Source organism: Aeromonas sp. A35_P (assembly GCF_002259925.1).
Lineage (GTDB): Bacteria > Pseudomonadota > Gammaproteobacteria > Enterobacterales > Aeromonadaceae > Aeromonas > Aeromonas dhakensis.
This window is the reverse complement of record NZ_NEVB01000254.1, coordinates 1-18,701: the sequence shown is the minus strand read 5'-3', so window position 1 is coordinate 18,701 and position 18,701 is coordinate 1. Positions and strand designations below refer to the sequence as shown.

Annotated in this window: 20 protein-coding genes and 1 pseudogene; 8 read left to right on the top strand and 13 right to left on the bottom strand. The window is 61.7% G+C overall.

Annotation, left to right across the window (positions count from 1 at the left end; genetic code table 11):
• Nucleotides 1-283 (bottom strand): transposase (locus CAK78_RS21410; protein ID WP_141214214.1); only part of this gene is annotated, 283 nt, incomplete at its 3' end.
• Between the two features lie 357 nt (nt 284-640).
• On the opposite strand from CAK78_RS21410, the gene CAK78_RS21405 reads away from it, so the two are divergent.
• The 4 genes and pseudogenes from CAK78_RS21405 (at nt 641) to rlmM (ending at nt 3,689) form a co-directional block, all read left to right on the top strand.
• The gene (locus CAK78_RS21405) at nt 641-1,561 is read left to right on the top strand and encodes a transcriptional regulator GcvA (RefSeq protein WP_005303519.1); all 921 of its coding nucleotides are present in this window, start codon (nt 641-643) and stop codon (nt 1,559-1,561) included.
• Nucleotides 1,554-2,192, top strand: coding sequence for an alpha/beta fold hydrolase (locus CAK78_RS21400; protein WP_094698631.1), 639 nt, complete (start codon nt 1,554-1,556; stop codon nt 2,190-2,192). Before CAK78_RS21405 ends, CAK78_RS21400 begins: the two co-directional genes overlap by 8 nt.
• Nucleotides 2,193-2,223: 31 nt before the next feature.
• A pseudogene (locus CAK78_RS21395) lies at nt 2,224-2,602 on the top strand (DUF423 domain-containing protein).
• Entirely contained in the window at nt 2,595-3,689 is a 1,095-nt protein-coding gene (gene rlmM / locus CAK78_RS21390; RefSeq protein ID WP_005303513.1) for a 23S rRNA (cytidine(2498)-2'-O)-methyltransferase RlmM, read from the top strand. The pseudogene CAK78_RS21395 and the gene rlmM overlap by 8 nt, the downstream one beginning before the upstream one ends.
• A 71-nt stretch (nt 3,690-3,760) precedes the next feature.
• Here rlmM and CAK78_RS21385 read toward each other — a convergent pair whose 3' ends face one another.
• The 7 genes from CAK78_RS21385 to queF form a co-directional block, all read right to left on the bottom strand.
• Nucleotides 3,761-4,201 carry a hypothetical protein gene (locus CAK78_RS21385; RefSeq protein WP_005303511.1) on the bottom strand — a complete coding sequence of 147 codons (441 nt, stop codon included), beginning with the start codon at nt 4,199-4,201 and terminating at the stop codon, nt 3,761-3,763.
• A 121-nt stretch (nt 4,202-4,322) separates the two neighbouring features.
• Entirely contained in the window at nt 4,323-5,330 is a 1,008-nt protein-coding gene (locus tag CAK78_RS21380) for an isocitrate dehydrogenase (RefSeq protein WP_094698630.1), read from the bottom strand.
• A 146-nt stretch (nt 5,331-5,476) separates the two neighbouring features.
• A complete protein-coding gene (gene xni / locus CAK78_RS21375; RefSeq protein WP_094698629.1) occupies nt 5,477-6,280 on the bottom strand; it encodes a flap endonuclease Xni in 804 nt (267 codons plus the stop codon).
• A 128-nt stretch (nt 6,281-6,408) separates the two neighbouring features.
• Nucleotides 6,409-7,764 carry a nucleotide 5'-monophosphate nucleosidase PpnN gene (gene ppnN / locus CAK78_RS21370; protein WP_005303505.1) on the bottom strand — a complete coding sequence of 452 codons (1,356 nt, stop codon included), beginning with the start codon at nt 7,762-7,764 and terminating at the stop codon, nt 6,409-6,411.
• Between the two features lie 150 nt (nt 7,765-7,914).
• On the bottom strand, nt 7,915-9,513 hold the full coding sequence (locus CAK78_RS21365) for a GGDEF domain-containing protein (protein WP_094698628.1): 1,599 nt from the start codon (nt 9,511-9,513) through the stop codon (nt 7,915-7,917).
• 90 nt (nt 9,514-9,603) lie between these two features.
• Entirely contained in the window at nt 9,604-11,874 is a 2,271-nt protein-coding gene (locus CAK78_RS21360; RefSeq protein ID WP_094698627.1) for a hypothetical protein, read from the bottom strand.
• A gap of 137 nt (nt 11,875-12,011) precedes the next feature.
• The gene (gene queF, locus CAK78_RS21355) at nt 12,012-12,860 is read right to left on the bottom strand and encodes an NADPH-dependent 7-cyano-7-deazaguanine reductase QueF (protein ID WP_094698626.1); all 849 of its coding nucleotides are present in this window, start codon (nt 12,858-12,860) and stop codon (nt 12,012-12,014) included.
• Between the two features lie 158 nt (nt 12,861-13,018).
• Here queF and syd point away from each other — a divergent pair, with 158 nt between their 5' ends.
• Nucleotides 13,019-13,567 (top strand): SecY-interacting protein, encoded by a 549-nt coding sequence (gene syd, locus CAK78_RS21350; RefSeq protein ID WP_094698625.1) that lies wholly within the window; start codon nt 13,019-13,021, stop codon nt 13,565-13,567.
• Nucleotides 13,568-13,636: 69 nt separating this feature from the next.
• On the opposite strand, the gene CAK78_RS21345 is transcribed toward syd, so the two are convergent.
• The 5 genes from CAK78_RS21345 to CAK78_RS21325 all read right to left on the bottom strand — a co-directional run bounded on the left by CAK78_RS21345 (nt 13,637) and on the right by CAK78_RS21325 (nt 16,501).
• Nucleotides 13,637-14,422, bottom strand: coding sequence for a Zn-ribbon-containing protein (locus CAK78_RS21345; protein ID WP_094698624.1), 786 nt, complete (start codon nt 14,420-14,422; stop codon nt 13,637-13,639).
• A 3-nt stretch (nt 14,423-14,425) separates the two neighbouring features.
• Nucleotides 14,426-14,722, bottom strand: coding sequence for a DNA-binding protein (locus tag CAK78_RS21340; RefSeq protein ID WP_094698623.1), 297 nt, complete (start codon nt 14,720-14,722; stop codon nt 14,426-14,428).
• A gap of 88 nt (nt 14,723-14,810) precedes the next feature.
• Complete coding sequence (locus tag CAK78_RS21335) at nt 14,811-15,047, bottom strand: DUF2789 domain-containing protein (RefSeq protein WP_005303490.1); 237 nt, start codon at nt 15,045-15,047, stop codon at nt 14,811-14,813.
• A gap of 57 nt (nt 15,048-15,104) precedes the next feature.
• Complete coding sequence (locus tag CAK78_RS21330) at nt 15,105-15,404, bottom strand: DUF3301 domain-containing protein (RefSeq protein WP_005303488.1); 300 nt, start codon at nt 15,402-15,404, stop codon at nt 15,105-15,107.
• A gap of 68 nt (nt 15,405-15,472) precedes the next feature.
• Nucleotides 15,473-16,501 (bottom strand): DUF3549 family protein, encoded by a 1,029-nt coding sequence (locus CAK78_RS21325; protein ID WP_005303486.1) that lies wholly within the window; start codon nt 16,499-16,501, stop codon nt 15,473-15,475.
• Between the two features lie 221 nt (nt 16,502-16,722).
• Between CAK78_RS21325 and CAK78_RS21320 the strand changes: the two genes are divergently transcribed.
• The 3 genes from CAK78_RS21320 (at nt 16,723) to CAK78_RS21310 (ending at nt 18,393) form a co-directional block, all read left to right on the top strand.
• Nucleotides 16,723-17,058 (top strand): YqcC family protein, encoded by a 336-nt coding sequence (locus CAK78_RS21320; protein WP_005303485.1) that lies wholly within the window; start codon nt 16,723-16,725, stop codon nt 17,056-17,058.
• Nucleotides 17,055-17,882, top strand: coding sequence for a tRNA pseudouridine(65) synthase TruC (gene truC / locus CAK78_RS21315; RefSeq protein ID WP_176452884.1), 828 nt, complete (start codon nt 17,055-17,057; stop codon nt 17,880-17,882). Before CAK78_RS21320 ends, truC begins: the two co-directional genes overlap by 4 nt.
• A 70-nt stretch (nt 17,883-17,952) precedes the next feature.
• Nucleotides 17,953-18,393, top strand: coding sequence for a flavodoxin (locus tag CAK78_RS21310; RefSeq protein ID WP_094698622.1), 441 nt, complete (start codon nt 17,953-17,955; stop codon nt 18,391-18,393).
• Nucleotides 18,394-18,701 lie beyond the last annotated feature (308 nt).

Genomic DNA, 18,701 nt, shown 5'->3' with positions numbered 1-18,701 from the left:
ACAACAGGTGCATCGCCAGAAACCACTTGGTCAGCGGGAGCTTGGTGTTTGCGAAAATAGTGTTCCCAGTCAATGACATCTGGTGATGGCAGTGATTGCATTGCAGCACGCGTGGCCGACTTTTCAGGTGACAACAGGTCTTGTTGGCACATTCAGGGCAGACAAAGCCGTGAGGAAAACGCCAAGTGAACAACGCGTTTTCGCACTGAGCTTCAGTGCCATAGTCCTTGAGAAGCTCAAACAGGCTGTAGCCTTTCTGGAATTGGACTTTGCTTTTGGCCATGATCTCGCTCCTCGATAACTGTGCATAAGATCAGTATAGTTCGGGGTGACTGCTAATCATGGGTAATCAGGTAGGGATAAGAAAAAAGGCGCCTTCCAACCGGAGGCGCCAAACACATTCAGATGACAGACTGGGTTAAATCGGTCCGATTTAAGCCCCTCTTCCCGCAGAGGAAGAAACACAACACCACAATCGCACTCCAGAGACTCACAAAAATCACATGTAAACCAACATGGAAGAGAAAAAGTGAGCCATATGGAAACGGATTGCGAAGCGAATTATGTTTATTCACTGGTCGACCCGCAACCGACAAATTATAATGCGGCCCATTAGAAAAACTCATCGTCGGCTGGTCTCATGTCTCGTCGTTTACCCCCGCTCAACGCACTGAAAGCGTTTGAAGCTGCGGCTCGTCATTTAAGCTTCACCCGCGCTGCGGAGGAGCTGTTCGTGACCCAGGCCGCCATCAGTCACCAGATCAAGGCGCTGGAAGAGTACCTCGGCATCAAGCTGTTTCGCCGCAAGAACCGCTCTCTGTTGCTGACCGAGGAGGGGCAGGGCTACTTCCTCGATATCAAGGACATCTTCACCTCCATCTCGGAGGCGACCGACAAGTTGCTGGCCCGCAGCGCCAAGGGCGCGCTCACCGTCAGTCTGCAGCCGAGCTTCGCCATCCAGTGGCTGGTGCCGCGGCTGGTCAAGTTCAGCGAACGTCATCCCGACATCGACGTGCGGATCAAGGCGGTGGACATGGACGAGGGCTCGCTCACCGACGACGTGGACGTGGCCATTTACTACGGACGCGGCAACTGGCCCGGCCTGCGGGCCGACAAGCTGCACACCGAGTATCTGATCCCGGTCTGTTCACCGCTGCTGCTGACCGGTCCCAAGCCGCTGCGCACCCCGGACGATCTGACCCGCCACACCCTGCTGCACGACACCTCGCGTCGCGACTGGAAGGCCTGGTTTCGCCAGCTCGACATCGATGCCCCCAACGTCAACCAGGGGCCCATCTTCAGCCACTCTACCATGGTGATCCAGGCCGCCATTCACGGCCAGGGGGTGGCCCTTGGTCACAGCGTGCTGGCCCAGCCAGAGATAGAAGCGGGCCGCCTCATCTGTCCGTTCGAGCAGGTGCTGGTGAGCAAGAACGCCTTCTATCTGGTGTGCCAGGAGCAGCAGTCCGATCAGGGCAAGATAGTCGCCTTCCGCGACTGGATGCTGGAACTGGTGGAGCAGGAGGAGGCCCGTCGTCGGGCCCGACTGGCCGATGCATGAGGTGATCCGGGAGGGGGCGGTTGACGCCCCCGTTCGCATTCTGCTGGCCCACGGCGCCGGGGCTGGCATGGAGCACGCCTTTCTGGCCGAGCTGTCACGGCTGCTGGCCGGGCCCGACATCGAGGTGGTGCGTTTCAACTTTCCCTACATGAGCAAGCGCGCCCTGGATGGCAAGCGTCGTCCGCCGGACCGGCAGCCCGTCCTGCTCGACCATTGGCGCCAGATGATCAAGGCGTTTGCTCATCCCAGACTGTTTCTGGCGGGCAAATCCATGGGCGGGCGGATGGCGGCCGAACTCTATCAGGAGAGTGAGGACGAGATGAATGCTGCAGGATTGCTCATTCTCGGGTATCCTTTCCACCCCCCGGCCAAGCCCGACCGCTGGCGGGGCGAGGTGCTCAAGCAGATCAAGACGCCAACCCTGCTGTTGCAAGGGGAGCGCGATACCTTCGGCACCCGTGCCGAACTGACTGATTTCCCCTTCTCATCCGCCGTATCGGTCCATTGGCTGACCGATGGTGATCATGGTTTCAAGCCGCGCAAGAGCAGCGGGGCGAGCGAGCAGGGCAACCTGTGCCAGGCGGCCGAACGGATAAAGGATTTCATTGCGACCATCCCGGCGCGGGTTTGAGGCTGGCGCGGGACAACAAGGAGGGCAAGGGATGCAATTTCATCGACATTGGTTGGTGCTGGCGGGCTTTTTCGGCCTGACGGCGACCATGCTGGGTGCCTATGGTGCCCACGGTCTGGCGGCCACCGGCATCGACCCTTCGCGTCTGGCGGCCTTCAATACCGCCGTGCAGTATCAGTTTTTTCACGCCCTGGCCCTGCTGGTGGTGCGGTGTGCGCAGCAAGGTGATCAACCTGGCTGGCACCGCCTTTGTGCTGGGGATCCTGGGATTCTCCGGCAGTATTTACGCCATGGTGCTGCTTGGCAGCAAGGGCTTGGGGCTCATCACCCCGGCCGGTGGCCTCTGTTTTATGTTGGGATGGGCGGCCCTGATGTGGGCCGGCTGTCGTCTTGGAGGAAAGAATGAATAATCTGCTGCTTTATTGCCGCCCCGGTTTTGAGAAAGAGGCGGCGGCAGAGATCACCGAACGAGCCACTAACATGCAGTGTTATGGCTTTGCCCGGGTCAAGGACGACAGCGGCTACATCATCTTCGAATGCTACGGCGAGGAAGAGGCCGACCTGCTGGCGCGCAAGCTGCCGTTCAAGGAGCTCATCTTCATCCGCCAGATGCTGGTGGTGACCTGCGAGCTCAAGGAGCTGGATCTGGCTGATCGGATCACCCCGATCATCGAGGCGACCCGCGACTACGCCATCTGCGGCGATCTGCGGGTGGAGACGGCCGACACAAACGAGGCGAAGGAGCTCTCCGCCTTCTGCCGCAAATTCACCGTGCCACTGCGCCAGGCGCTGCGCAGCAACGAGATCCTGACCAAGAAGGAGACTCCGAACCGTCCGGTGTTCCACGCCTTCTTCCTGGCCAACGACCATGTGTTGCTGGGTTACTCCTACTCCTTCAACAACTCCGCCTTCCACATGGGGATCCCGCGTCTGCGCTTCCCGGCCGATGCGCCGAGCCGCTCCAGCCTCAAGCTGGAAGAGGCCTTCTACGTGTTCGTACCGAGGGAAGAGTGGGACGTGCGGCTGCGCTCCGGCATGAAGGCGGTGGATCTCGGTGCCTGCCCGGGCGGCTGGACCTATCAGCTGGTACGTCGCGACATGATGGTGACCGCGGTGGACAACGGCATGATGGCGCAATCCCTGATGGATACCGGCCAGGTCAAGCACATCCGCGATGACGGCTTTGTCTGGCGTCCCAGCAAGAAGAACATCTACTGGCTGGTGTGTGACATGGTCGACAAGCCGGCACGGGTGACCCACATGATCGCCGACTGGTTCCGCGAGGGCGATTGCCAGGAAGCCATGTTCAACCTCAAGCTGCCGATGAAGAAGCGCTACGCCGAGGCGGTGCACAACATCCAGGTGCTGCGTGAACTGCTGGCGGAGATCGACGGCGGCTTCATCATTCAGGCCAAGCAGCTCTACCACGATCGCGAAGAGATCACGGTGCACGTCTTCAACAAGTACTGGGTCTCCAAGCTCTCCCCCCAGGAGTGAAGGCTGGCTGACATGGGCTGACAAAAAGGCCGACAACCCCAAGGTTGTCGGCCTTTTTATTCGGCTTGCGTTCAGAAGCGATAGTCAAAACGCAGCGAGGATTCGCCATCGGTAAGCTTGAGCTCGATGTCGAGCGGTATGGTGCGATCGGTCGGGCTGAACTCCAGCTTGACGCCGTTGCTGCGCAGCTTGAGAGAGGTGTTCATGCCGGCGGTCTTGAACTTGATCCTGGGCTTGTGTTGCTCAAAGGAGAGGCTGACGCTCTTCTCGGCGGTCAGGTTGAGCTTCTGATAGGGAGTGACCTGACTGTTGCCATTGCTGTCGGTGACGACATCCATCCCGAAGGAGAGGGGCTTGGGGGCCTTGAGCAGGTCATTGGTATCCAGGGTGGATTGCCAGACCTGGCTGGCCGGCTGGGTGGATGGCGGCAGCTGGGGCCAGGCATTTTCGACCGGTCTGTCTATTGCCATGACATTGCTGCTGATGAGCAACAGGGTAACGATAGCGCGCATAATGGATCTCCTTATCCCTTATCTATTGAACATAGTAGCCAATCGACAAAGGGGGGAGCGCGCCGTGAGATAAAACAAAGGGAGCCGAAGCTCCCTTTTTAAATCAACAAGTTGGCACCAATTACAAACGATCGATGATGGATTGGGTGAACTCGCTGGTGGAGGCGCTGCCCCCCAGATCCCGGGTCACCCGGTCGCCGGATTCGATGGTGGCGCGCACCGCTTCGCGAATGCGCTCGGCCTTGTCCTGCATGCCAAGATACTCCAGCATCTGGATGGAGGCGAGGATCACCGAGGTGGGGTTGGCGATGTTCTTGCCGGCGATGTCCGGGGCGGAGCCGTGCACCGCTTCGAAGATGGCGGCGCCATCACCGATGTTGGCGCCCGGCGCCATCCCTAAGCCCCCGACCAGACCGGCGCACAGATCCGACAGGATGTCACCGAACAGGTTGGTGGTGACCATGACATCGAAGCGCTCCGGGTACATCACCAGGTTCATGCAGGCGGCATCGACGATCATTTCTTCGCTCTGGATGTCCGGGTAGCGGCTGGCCACCTCACGGGCCACTTCCAGGAACAGACCGGAGGTGGACTTGAGGATGTTGGCCTTGTGGATGATGGTGACCTTTCTGCGCCCTTCCTGACGGGCCAGTTCGAAGGCGAACTTGACGATGCGCTCGGCCCCTTCGCGGGTGATGATGCTCATCGCCTCCGCGCTCTTGTCGTCATCGCTGCGCTTCTGACCAGCACCCGAGTACATCCCTTCGGTGTTTTCGCGCACCGTGATGATGTCGATGTTGTCGTAACGGCTCTTGGTGCCCTTGAAGGAGAGCACGGGGCGCACGTTGGCGTAGAGGTTGAACTTCTTGCGCAGGGAGACGTTGATGGAGGTGAAACCACCGCCGACCGGGGTGGTGAGGGGGCCCTTCAGGGTGACCTTGTTCTTCTCAATCAGGTCGAGTGTGGCCTGGGGCAGCAGCTCGCCGTGCTTCTCCAGCGCCACCAGACCGGCGTCTGCGTATTCGTATTCGAAGTCACAACCGGCGTGAGTCAGGATCTGGATGGCGGATTCGATGATGCTGGGGCCGATGCCGTCGCCCGGGATGACGGTAATTTTTCTTTTTGACATGAGGCGTATCCACTTCTAGGGAACAGAGGGGGAGGATTCGGCGGCTTTATACCATTTCCACACTTAATCCTCCATGTTTCTTTACATTCTATCTGCTTTTGTCAACAGCGAGAGTGAGTCCGGTCATGCTTGGCGAGATCGCGTCATCAGGCATCCGGGGCGGGCGGATAACGGATTTCCCGCAGGTTGAAGCCAAGGGGGATGTCCCGCTGCAGCCGTACCAGCTGCTGGGCCAGCAGGGCCTCATCCTGGTGCTGGCGCAGCTTGAGCAAAGGCTTGGCGGCATCCTCCTGCTGGCAGGCGGTCAGCATGGCAGCCAGATCGCCGTATTGCTGCAGCAGCTGGGTGGCGGTCTTGGGGCCGATGCCGGGCACCCCCTTGATGTTGGAGCCACCGATGCCGGTCAGGGCCCAGAAGTCCACCAGTTGGGCCGGGGTCACCCCGTATTGCTGTTCGACGAAGGCGGCATCCAGCCAGCGCTTGTTGAAGTAGTCGCGGATCCGGATCTGCGGGCAGATGAGCTGGCAGAAGCCCTTGTCGGTGGAGATGATGGTGGCGCTGGCACCGTGCTGGGCAATGCCGCTGGCCAGGGTGGCAATCAGATCGTCCGCCTCGTCGGTCTGGGAGAGCAGGGCATCGACGCCGCACTCCCAGAAGGCATCCTGCAGCTCGTTCAGCCCTTCGCGCAGCTCGGCCGGCATGGGGGTTCGTCCCTCCTTGTAGGCGGGATAGACCTCCTTGCGCCAGCTGTGCACCTGGCCATCGAACACCGCGATGACGTGGGTGGGCTCGCTGCCGGCCAGCAGCTTGCGACAGGTATTGATGAGGTTGGCACGGGTGGCGATCAGCGCCTGGGCCGGAGTCAGCGCCTGCTGAGCCTGCACCGCGTGCAGCCGGCGGATGAGGTTGAGGGCATCGATGATGAGCAGGTGTGGCCTTGGGTTTGACATGGGGCACTCTTGGCAGTCGGAACGCCCCATTGTAACAAACCAGCGGGCTCAATGGGGGATTGATGGCCGAAGGGGAGGCAGCAACAAAAAAGGGGCGCCATGCGCCCCTCGTTTCATCTGTGCTGCCGTCAGCGCACGATTTCGTAACAGGGTACATACTGGCTGCCCGGCAGCTTCATGCGCTGCTGTTTGACGAAGCTCTCCAGCAGCTTGTCCATCAGGTGCATCAGCTCCTTGTCGCCATGGATCTTGAACGGACCCTTCTTCTCGATGGCGCGGATGCCCCCCTCCTTGACGTTGCCGGCGACGATGCCGGAGAAGGCACGGCGCAGGTTGGCCGCCAGCAGCTGGGGTGGCTGGTTGCGGTGCAGATCCAGGCTGGCCATGTTGGCGTGATCCGGCTCGAACGGCAGCTGGAATTCCGGCTCGATCTTGAGGGACCAGTTGAAGGAGTAGGCATCCCCTACCGACTTGCGGTATTCGCGGATCTTCGGCATCGCCTCCTTCATCACCCGGGCCACCTCGGGGGCGTCACCGATGATGATGCGGTAGAGGCTGGTGGCCGCTTCCCCCAGGGTCGCCTTGACGAAGTCATCGATGGCGCGGAAGTAGTCGGCACTCTCTTTCGGGCCGGTCAGCACGATGGGCATGGGTTGCCGCTCGTTGGCCGGGTGCATCATGATGCCGAGCAGGTAGAGCAGCTCCTCGGCGGTGCCGACCCCGCCTGGGAAGATGATGATGCCGTGGCCGAGGCGCACGAAGGCCTCCAGCCGCTTCTCGATGTCCGGCAGGATCACCAGCTCGTTGACGATGGGGTTGGGCGGCTCGGCGGCGATGATGGAGGGTTCGGTGAGGCCGATGTAACGGCCATTGCGCACCCGCTGCTTGGCGTGGCCGACGGCGGCCCCCTTCATCGGGCCCTCCATGGCGCCCGGGCCACAGCCGGTACAGATGTTGAGCTCGCGCAACCCCAGCTCGCTGCCGACCGCACGGGTGTACTGGTACTCGATCTCGTTGATGGAGTGGCCGCCCCAGCAGACCACCAGGTTGGGGTCGGCGCCGGGCAGGATCGCCTTGGCGTTGCGCAGGATGGCGAACACCACGTTGGAGATATGGGTGGAGCTGGTGAGGTTGACCAGCCGGTTCGACTCCAGCTGGGTCGACACATAGAGGATGTCGCGCAGCACGGAGAAGAGGTGTTCCTGAATGCCGCGGATGATCTCGCCATCGACGAAGGCGTGTTCAGGGGCGTTGAACAGTTCGAGTTTGACCCCGCGCTCGCGCCGGATCACATGAATATCAAAGGATTTGAAGCGCTCCAGTATCTCTTTGGAGCTGTCGGTATGGCTGCCGGAGTTGAGTACCGCCAGCGAGCAGTTGCGAAACAGTTGATAGATATCGCTGGAAGCGGTTTGCTTGAGGCGGTCCACCTCGAGCTGGGACAGCAAGTCCATGCTGCCGACTGGATTGATGTGCGTAATCATAGGTTCCCCTTTCACTCGCTTGTTATCGTTGTGCTTTTCCCTGGGGAGAAAACGGGATGCCCTGTGGCATCCCTTGAATTTGATAGTAGTTGCAAGCGGTGGGGCAGGGGAATAGGGGGAAAGTGCGTTTGCTGCTTTTTTAGGCGCTCGTCAGGCCAGATTCACCTGATCCCGACCCGAGTGCTTGGAGCTGTAAAGCGCCTTGTCGGCCCGCTCGAATGCATCCGTGGTGTGGTCCCCCTCCCTGAACAGGGTGGCGCCGATGGAGATGGTGATCTCGACCCTGGCATCCCGAAAGCGGAACGGAATGCTCTTGATGGTCTGGCGCAAGGTTTCCAGCGGTTTCTGGTACTTGTCCGGGTTGATGTTCGGCAGCAACACCACGAACTCCTCGCCGCCGAAGCGGGCGATGAAGTCGGTATCGCGCAGGGCCCCCTGCAGAGCCTTGGCCACTACCTTCAACGCCTTGTCACCGGCCATGTGGCCGTAGTTGTCGTTGATGTTCTTGAAGTGGTCGATGTCGATGATGGCCAGGCACAGCGGGGTGCCGTAGCGCAGCCAGCGCTTGTATTCGAGCTCGAGCCGCTCGTCGAGGGCCGCCCGGTTGTGCACCTGGGTCAGGCTGTCGAGGAACAGCTTGTGTTTCTGGATGGTGAGCCGCTTCTTGTACTCGGCGGTCTCCTCCTTCATCAGCCGCAGCTTGGCCTCCATGGTGGAGAGCCGGGTCAGCAGGTGGCGCTCGCGGGCGGCCATGGCCTCCCTGTCTTGCAGCAGCAGGCTGATGGCGCCCATGTGACCTGAGATGGCCTCCTTGAGGTCGCCCTGGGTGTCATGGCTGGCCAGGGTATGGTCGATGGCCTTGCGGGTATCCAGGGTGGCACTTTGCAGAGCCCGCCCCTCGTCGAGGGATTCGGTGAAGCTGAAGTGGACGGCCGAGAGGCTCTCGTTGAGGGTGCTGAGAAACGCCTGGGAGGCTTTGCGCTCCTCGCGGGTGCCTTCGATGATGAGCTCGATCACCTGCAGGCAGATCTCGGCCAGCAGGGGAGGGGTGATGCCATTGAGCAGCTGGCGGCGAATGTCCGCCAGGCTTTCGCCCACCGCACCGGCAAAGTCGAGCTCGGTGATGAGCCGCTGCAGCTCGTCGGCGATGTGGGCGTGGATCTTGACGTCAAAGGGGGCATCCGGCTCGGGGGTGGCCAGATCGGTGACCGTTTCGGGCTGGTTGCCCGGCGTCGAGCCCTGGGCCAGCAGGGGCTGGCTGGGCAACAGCTGGATCTTGATGGCCTGCTGGTAGAACTCCAGCAGCCGGATCACCTTCTTCTGGTGATCGCCTATGCCATAGCCATCCGGGCTTGCCAGAAACTCCTTGAGGGATTTGCGGGTCTCTTCCGGGAAGCCCTTGATCGATTTGAGTTGCTTGGAGCCGAGTTCGATGGCGGACTTGGTCAGGGAGATGGACTCTTCCAGCGCGTTACCGTGCTGCTGCAGCAGCTTCTCGATGACCGCGAGATCGGCGTCGAGGGAGGAGAGCGGCGGATTGCCGTCGAGTTTCTGCTTGAGCTTGGCGAGCTTGTTGTCCAGCTCCCGGTCATGACCGCGGCAGGCCTGCATCAGCTTGGCGATGAACTGGATGCTGCGGGCGCGCTCGGTATCGGAGAAGGAGACAATGCCGTCCAGCTCCAGCTGTTTTTGCTGGAGGGATTCCCTGAGTCTGGCCAGTTGTCCGGCTACGGCAGCGATATCATTCATTATTCAGGTCGCCCTGTTGTCATTATCGTTGTTGTGTTGGATAGCAACAGCGGTCGAACCCAGTTCCAGACCCAGTTGATTATCTATTCGTCACTGATCAACCGGCACTCTCTTCCGTGAAAGTTGAAGCCAATTAACCCATTGCTTTTCATGAGAAGAATTTACTTTTACCAGTCCCTTGTCAATTGCCATCAAGCAGCATTGCCACACATCCCCATTAAAAAATGCGGCCTGCTGGCAATCGATGGCAGCCAGCTCCAACCAGACGCTTTGCTGGGATTTTTCACTGAGCTGAATGGCTCCTGCCAGTGCCAGATAGCAGAGGTCGAACAGCCCGTGATGATCGAGGGCGGTGGCCGCCTTGGGCAGGAAGGGGTGGCTGACGATGCCGAGGCTGATGTGGCGATCGAGTGGATGCTGGCAGGGGAACTCGGCCAGTGCGGCGAGCAGCTCGCGGGCCAGCCGGTGCAGATCCTCCACATGACGCTGGGGCACCACATAGAGCAGATGACCCTCGCGCAGATCGTAGATGCGACCATCCTGCGGGGTGAGGCCGTTGACGTAGGCACCGAAGGCCTGCTCTATCTCGCGGCTCACCAGGTAGCCGTGCTGCTCCAGGCTGTTGACAAGGAAGGGGACCCGAAACAGCAGGTAGTGCAGCTTGTCGTCAAATTCGCTGCTGGGCAGCTCGCTCAGATACCAGCGCTCGGAGCGCTGCTGACGCTTGGCCATTTCACGCGGCCAGCGGCTCATCAGTCGATGCCAGTTGGCCAGCCCGGTGCGTGGCTCGAGCAGCAGCGCCTCGCCCAGTTGCTTGCTCTGCAGGCGGGCGACCCGCAGCTTGAGCCAGAGGGTGAAGAAGAGGTAGATGAACAGGGTCAACAGCAGGCCGGTTATCACGCTCGACCAGAGGTAGCGATCCTGTTGATGCTTGCTGGTGTTGAGCTGCTGCTCCAGCTCCTTGATCTGCTGTTCACGCTCCACCTGGGCGTAGTTGTCGCGGATCGCCTCCTGCTCCAGATCGACCTGCTGCTGGCGCACCTGCTCACTGCGCTGGTGGAAATTCTTGTAGCTCTCCAGCGCCTGCTGCAGATAGCCCTTTTGCTCGTAGGCCGCCGAGAGCAGACGGAAGATCTCGAACTGGCGCTGGGTGTCGCCGATCTGGTTGGCCAGCGCCAGCGCGTTCTCCAGCTGCAGGATGGCGATGCCAGCCTCCTTCTGCTTGAGGTGCAGCTCGCCCAGCAGCAGCAGGGTGTCGATCAGCGGCTCCTTGTCATCTCCCAGCTCGTGGGACTGGCGGGCCGCGGTGAGGTAGTTGCGGGCCGGGGTCAGGTTGCCGGTTTCCAGATAGGTTTTGCCGATTTCGTACTTGAGGTTGGCGATGCGGGTGCGGTTGTTGCCCTCGTCCAGCAGATCCAGGGCGTTGAAGAAGTAGACCAGCGCCATGTTCATGTCGCCCTGCTCCCGATTGAGGCGGGCCAGCACGATGAGGGCGTCGCTCAGCAGGGAGGGGTTGCCGAAGGCGTGGAAGTAGTTGGCAGCCTCATTGGCATACTGCAGCGCCTTCTGCGGCTCCTGCTCCTCTTCATAGAGGTTCACTATCTGGTTCGACAGCAGGCCGAGGAAGAGAGGATCCTGCAGACCCCTGGCCTGCTGCTGGGCATCGATGTAGTCGCCCAGCGATAGCTGCGGCTGCTTGAGGGCGTGGTAGAGATCGCCGCTCACCGCGCTGACCCAGGCACTGGCCAGCGGGTTCTTGGTCTGATCCGCCCAGCGGCGGGCTTCGGCCAGCTGGCGTTTGGCCTCGTCGAACTGGTGCGCTTCTATGCTGGCGTTGGTGCGCAGCAGCCGGCTGTAAACCTGCAGCTGGCTCTCTCTCAGGCTGGGGTTGCTGAGCAGGGTCTCCAGCTGGCTGAGCAGGCCACTGCTGGCACCGTGGGAGCGTTCCAACAAGTTCTGGCTGCGGATCTTGAGGTAGAGACCGTGGGCCTGCAGCTCCAGTTGCTGCTCCTTGGCCGCCATGGCGATGCCCTGATCGAGGGACTTCTGGGCGGCCTGGAACTGGCCCAGTTGCAGCAGGCACTCCCCCTTGAGCAGGTGGGCACCGGTGGCCTGGGCGGCGGTGCCATAGCTCAGCAGCGGCTCACGGTAACCGTACTCCTGGCGATTGCTGATGATTTGCTTGGGATTATTGGCCGTGCGCGCAAGGAAGGCGGAGGTGATCTGCACGCATCTGGCAGGATCGGTCAGCACCAGGGTCTGGGCCTGTTGCAGATCGATGGACAACTGCTCCTTGGCCAGATCCAGATCAGGAGCGGACAGGGAGGACATCATCATTGCCAGAAAAAACAGTTGATTCATTGGATTAAGGGCAGCACGGGAGTGAGGGCATGTTATCCAAGCCCGCCCCCGTGCGTCCAGAGTTTACTGACAGATTGCACGCCGGTCCCGTTATCCGGGCGCTGGCGGCGCAGAACGGCGGGGGCAGGGCCTGCAGATTATTGCCGGATCAGGCGCAGGTTGGCCGGCACCACTTCCCAGTCGCTGCGAAACGGGTTGATGTCCAGGCCGCCGCGGCGGGTGTAGCGGGCATAGACGGTCAGCTGACTCGGGGCGCAGAAGTGCTTGAGATCGGTGAAGATCCGCTCGATGCATTGCTCGTGGAACTCGTTGTGCTGGCGAAACGAGATGAGGTAGCGCAGCAGTTTTTCCCGGTCCAGTTGCGGGCCGCGATAGTGGATCACCACGGATCCCCAGTCCGGCTGGCTGGTCACCAGGCAGTTGGACTTGAGCAGATGGCTGTGCAGGGTCTCCTCTACCTCCAGATTGCCAGCCGCACCTTGCAGCAGGTCGGCATCGAACTCGTAGCAGTCCACCTCGATATCCTGCTCGTCGATGCACTCGCCCGGCAGGGCGGCAATGTGGTGCGGAGCCTGGGCCAGCGGAAACAGGGTGACGCTCACATCGCTGCCGGCACAGGCGCTCAAATCCTTGACCAGCATGGCCTGCACCGCTTCCAGCGAGTCGCAGCGGGTCTGGTTGAAGGAGTTGAGATAGAGCTTGAACGACTTGGATTCGATGAGGTTCGCGCTGGTGGCAGGCACCGAGACTTCGCCGACGGCGACCATGGGCTTGCCTTTGGCATTGAGCCAGGAGAGCTCGTACAGGGTCCAGACGTCGCAGCCCTGGAACGGCAGCTCGCCGCCAAGACCGAGGTCGTCGCGGTTCAGACTGCGGGGCACCGGCTGCAGCAGGGCCGGGGTGTACTGGCTGATGTAGGCCGATTGCTGGCCGAGGCTCAGCCCCTGCAGGGCGCTGGCGCCGGCGTATCTATCTTGTTTGCTCATCTGTGTGACTCGAACGTTGAATGGGCGATGGCAGAGGCATGGGCCCCGCTTGGGGTGGCAAGGCGGGGAGTGCCGGCTGGCGATCCGCGCTTCACCTTGTCTGCTCATGGCTTTGATGGTGCAATAGCGAACTTTGGCAGCAATTGTGGGGAATTTCGATGTCGGATCAAGTCTTGTCTGCCCTGGAACACTTTTTTTTGCGCTGGCAGCGCGACGGCGAGGCGCGGCGAGGGCTGCCCCTGTGCGAGTGGGAGGTGGACTGGCGCTCCCCCTGCGAGCTGGATGAACCCAAGGAGGGCAGGGTGGCCTGGCGCCCGCATCGGCGCGCCGAGCCCGCCGATTTCACGGCGATGAACGAGGCGCTCGAGCTGACCCTGCATCCGGCCGCGCAGGCCCTGTTTGGTGGCTGGTTCTGTCGCCCTGTGCCCTGCCTCTACAAGGGGTTGCGGCTCGAGTTTGTGCTGCCCTGGAACGAGGCGGATCTCGACCTGCTCAAGGAGAACCTCATCGGCCACCTGCTGATGCTGCGCAAGTTGAAGCGCTCACCCTCTTTGTTCATCGCCACCACCCGCAACGAGATGACGCTGGTATCGCTCGACAACGAGAGTGGTCAGGTGTGGCTGGAGTGGCTCGACTCGGGCCGCCGATTGGTGCTGGCGCCTTCTCTGCCCGCGTTCCTCGAGCGGCTGGAGACCCTGCCGCAATAAGCGGCGTCAGCCACAATGAAAAACGCCTTGCCGACCGGCAAGGCGTTTTTGTTTGGTTCACCGCCGGGCTCAGTCCTTGAAATCCCAGGAGAGGTTGGCGACCAGCCGGCAGGGATCGCACTTGAAGTCGAAGATCTCGTGCAAGGGTTCGGCCAGCGCCCATTCGCCGCCACAGCCCGGACAGGGGCGGGCCTTCTCCTCGGCCGCGCTGCGGCCACCCACCCGGTAGAGGTAGTAGTAGGTGGGGATGCCGGTCAGGGCTTCCAGCCGCTTGCCGAGATCGCTGCCACGGCGCTGGAGCCGGCTGCCCACCTCACCGATTTCGTGCAGCGCCGCATGTTCGGCGATGGAGCCGTTCATCTGCAGCTGATCGCACGTCTCCCAATCCTCCTGCCACTTGATGATCTGCTTGTGGTCGCCGTTGGCGACGGCCGGCAGCCGATAGAGCGGGATGGGGGCGAAGTGATCGCCGCAGCGCAGCGGCGAGCAGGTGTGCAGGAAGCTGGTATAGAGCAGCATCCAGCTGGGGCGCTCGCCATCATGGCCGCAAGGGTCGGTGCTGTCAGAGAGCAAGTCCGCCCTCTGCAGGTGGAGTTTGGGGGCGAGCAGCCCGGCCTGGTGCAGGCCCTGTTCCGCCAGCTTGACCTGCTCGCTCTGGTTGTCGGGGTGCAGGCTGTCCTGCTCCGGGCAGACTACCCGGCTGACGAAGTAGCCCTCGTGCATGCTGGTGGGAAACTCCCGGCCGAGGATCTGGCCCTGATAGCGCAGCATGTCGAGGTAGTTGACGATGGCCCGCTCGGCCTCGCCCAGCGAGGTGTCACGGTAGCACTCAAAGCAGAGTTCGAGGATGTACATGGCTCACGATTTCCCCTGCTGGAGCAGCAGCTCGGTCAACCGATCCACTTTGCGTTCGAGACACTCGAGCCGTTCGGCAAGCTGCAGCAGGGTGGGCTCGGCGGTGGGAGCAGGGGCTTCCTGCGCCGGGCTGGCGACTTCCGGGGCGGCTGCGGGTTGCTGCTTCCACTGGCTCAGCACTTTGAGCAGCTCGGCCATGGGAACGGGCTGACCGAGGCGGGCCTTGACCATGGCGGTGGTGGGGGCGATGCCCTTGGCCGCCAGTTCATTGGCGATGCGGATGATCTCTTGGGCTGACATGAGTGCTCCTGCACGGCATGGGGATATTGGGGCTGGACGGGGCACAGAGCTTAACCAAAGCGCGAGGGGCTGAAAAGCGGGAAGCGGGTCAATCGTGCCGGCGCAGCAGTACGTCCAGCTCGTCGATGGTTTCCGACCAGTCCGAATCGTTCCACAGGGCATCGCGCAGAAAATTGGCCTGGGCGCTGGTCCAGAAGGGGGCTTCCGGCAGCAGGGTCTGGTTGTCGAGGCGGTGCTCGTGAATGAAGCGGTGCAGGCTCAGCTCGTCGTTGGCCAGCCCCAGCTGGGCAAACAGGGCGGCCAGATCGTGGGTCAGGAACTCCATTTCATCTCTCCGAAAAGACATTCCAGAACAGTATAGGCTCGCCCCGTGGCGGGAGATTTACAGGCTGGGTACCCGATGTGGCGGGAGGTCAACGCCGACCACCTGCAGCCCCTGCATGCGCAGTTGCCCCAGGTAGTGGCTCTCGCCATCGCTGGAAAACTCGAACTCGTAATAGGTGAGCAGGCGCAGCGGCTGGTGGGCCAGCGCCCGGTGGCTGCGTGCCAGCGACAGCAGTTGCAGGTCGTGATGCTGGCAGTAGCGGCGCATGTATTGCCAGGCGAGTTCGGCCTGGCGCCGCTGGTGCCAGAAGGCACCTGCACCCAGGGTCAGCAGCAAGATGGCGAGCACTTCACCCATCGCGGGCTCCTTTTGCGGTGTGTCCGTGTCGGGCGGCGCCCCGCCAGGGTGGTGGGGCGCCGCTATCATCAGGCCGAGGCGAACAGGCGGCCGATGGCCTGGCCCAGGGCGTCGCTGCGCTCGGGGTCGCGCAGTCTGGCCAGCATATCATTGCGCAGGGCCGGCAGGGTCACCAGTTCGGCAAATACCTGATTGAAGAACTGGGTCGGCTGCAGGGCCAGCTGCTCCAGGAACAGGCTGAGCAGGGCGGCATCTTTCAGATCGGGCCAGAGCCGGCCGGCGATGGCCAGCAGCAGGGCGGGGCTCGGCTGGGTTTGCAGCAGGGTCAGCAGCTTGTTGGTGCGCATGCTGCTGCCGTTGCAGGAGGCCAGCGCCCGACACAGGTAGGCCAGGGTCTCGGCGTTGGGCTCGGCGCACTCCTGCTCCTTGCCGATGCGCTCGAACAGGGCGCCCTGTACGGCCGGCGGCAGCGGGGCGTTCTCCAGGCTCTGGCAGAGGGCGTAGAGCGGCTCTTGCGGCAGCTTCGGCAGCGCCTTGCACACCAGCGCCAGGTTGCGCTCATCCTGCAGCCGCTCCGCCAGATCGGCAAAGCCCTGCACGCCGAGGGTCTGCCACCCTTCGGGAGAGGGGGCGGACAGGTAGTGGCAGAGCCCTTCGAAATAGGCGGACGGGGCCTGCTCCAGCTGGCGGGCCAGCTTGGCGTGCAGGCTGGCCATCTTGGCTTCGGCCGGGCGGAAGGTATAGGGATTCTCGGCCAGCCGCTGGGCCTTCTCCTCATCGAGCTCGCCGGTCAGCTTGTAGCCCAGGGTCTCCACCACCTGATCCATGAAGTGTTTGGGGCCGCTCGAGATGAGCAGACCGCGCTCGTCGAGAGCAAACTTGAGGAACCAGAGGTAGTGGCGCGATTCGGCCGGCTGGAAGAAGTGGACGCCGAGCCAGGCGTGCTGCTGCAGGGGCCAGGGATAGGGCTCCTGCTGCTGCTCGATGCGCACGAAGGTGTCGCTCGCCAGCGGCCGCACCTGGCGGCCCATGTCGAACAGCTGAAACTGGGTATCGGCCTGGGTCAGAAAGTCAGTCAGAGTATTGATAGTGGACATGAGGTGATCCGGCTAAGGGTGATGCGGGCCGATTATAAGGCGCTGGCACAAGATAGCCAGCGGGGCGGCGTGTTGCGGCCGGCGGCGGCCCGTACGGATGGCCGCCGGGGGCATGGCAGAGAGCGGGGGGGAGGGTGTATAGTAGCGCCCTTTTTTGCAAAGCCCGGTTCGCTGTTGACTGAACCGCGAACCGGGGACGTGGTGATGAGGAAGAGAGCGCAATGAATCAATATCTGCTGGTAGCCGGCCTGCTGGGCGAACTGACCGCTGAACTGCAACGTCTGGAACGTTGGCAAGCGACCCATCCGGGGGAAGAGGCTCTGGCCAGCGAGCTGCCGTTTTGCGTCGATACCCTGAGCTTCGATCAGTGGCTGCAGTTCGTGCTGATCCCGCGCATGGAGCAGTTGGTGCTGCTGCAGGCGCCGCTGCCCAGCAGCGTCTCTCTCTATCCCATGGCCAGCGAAGTCTACAAGGAAGAGCTGGCCGAGGTTGAAGCCCTGCTGCGCCTGATCGCCCGCTTCGATCTGCTGCTCTCCGGCAAAGTGGTCGAACAATGATGAGCGAGCAGACCCTGGGTCATCAGAATAAAACGCAGACGGGTGGCGGTTCCGATGCTTGCACCACTCAAGACGACGGCGAGATGAAGCTGACCCTGCTCTATCAGGATGACTGGCTGGTGGCGGTCAACAAGCCCTCCGGTCTGCTGGTGCATCGCAGCTGGCTCGACAAGGCCGAAACCCGTTTTGCCATGCAGATGACCCGGGATCTCATCGGTGGTCGTCACGTCTACCCGGTACATCGGCTGGACAGACCCACCTCGGGGGTGCTGCTGTTTGCCCTCGATCCTGCCGTGGCCCGTACCCTGACCGAGGCCTTTGCCGCCCGTCAGGTCCACAAGGAGTATCTGGCGCTGGTGCGAGGCTGGGCTCCGGAGCAGGGGGTGATCGACTACCCCCTCAAGGAGCAGCTGGACAAGATCGCCGATGCCATGAGCGATCCGGATCGCCCCGCCCAGGAGGCGGTGACCGCGTTTCGTCGCCTGCATCAGGTCGAGCTGCCCCATGCGGTTTCCAAGAAACACCCCACCAGTCGCTACAGCCTGGTTCGGCTGTTCCCCAAGACGGGTCGCAAGCATCAGCTGCGCCGCCATCTCGATCATCTGTTCCACCCTATCGTCGGTGACACCACCCACGGTGATGGCCGCCACAACCGCTTCTTTCGCGAGCACTATGGTTGCGATCGCCTGCTGCTGGTGGCCCGCACCCTCAGCTTCCAGCATCCGGTGCTGAAGGTGCCGATGCGCATCCAGGCGCCGCTGGGGTCGCACGTGCTGCAGCTGTTTTCCGCACTGGGCTGGCCTGCCAGCGAGAGCGACTACTGAAGCGTTCGGGGTGTTGCCTGACTCCGCGCTGTGGCATGCTGGGCATCCATGTTGGTCAAAGGGGGTCGTGATGGCGCAGATAGATATAGTGGTGGGAACCGTGTACGGCGCGGCAATGCTGGTGGCCGAGACGCTGGCTGCGCGGCTGGAACAGGTGGGACACGGCTGTCGGGTGTTCGAGGAGGCCGAGCTGGAAGATCTGGATGCGAGTCGATTCTTGCTGGTCATCACCGCCACCACCGGCCAGGGCGACATTCCACCCAATCTGCAACCACTGGCCACTGCCCTGACTGATCGGGCTCCCTATATGAAAGGGTGGCGTTATGCCCTCATCGCCATGGGGGACAGCAGCTATGAGCACTTCTGCGGCGCCGGTCGCCACCTCGATGGACTGCTGCAGGAGCTTGGCGCCAGCCCTCTGCTGCCCCGCCTGGAAATAGATGCCACCGTCGACGATGAGCCGGAAAAAGTGGCGCTGGCCTGGCTCAATGACTGGCTAAATAAACTCTAGCGACCACTCTTTTTCATCACTTATAGATCCCCGTTCAGTCCGTCTGGCGGGGATATTTATTTTGTGGGGCAGGCCAGTCTCAACTGGCCATATTTGCCCGCTATTTCTCCGGTTATTTTTCAAGCCGTTCCTTGTTTGCTCAGTGATTTATTTCGGCGCCAGCTGACATGCGGCAAATTTAAAAGTTCCCCATTGAAAGCGATTTCAGTCTTGTTTTTGTCATCCATTTGACTATTTCTCACTTACTCTTCGACGCGACTTATTTGTTGGTAGCGGCTTCATGGTGGATATTTTTGCATTTAAACCTT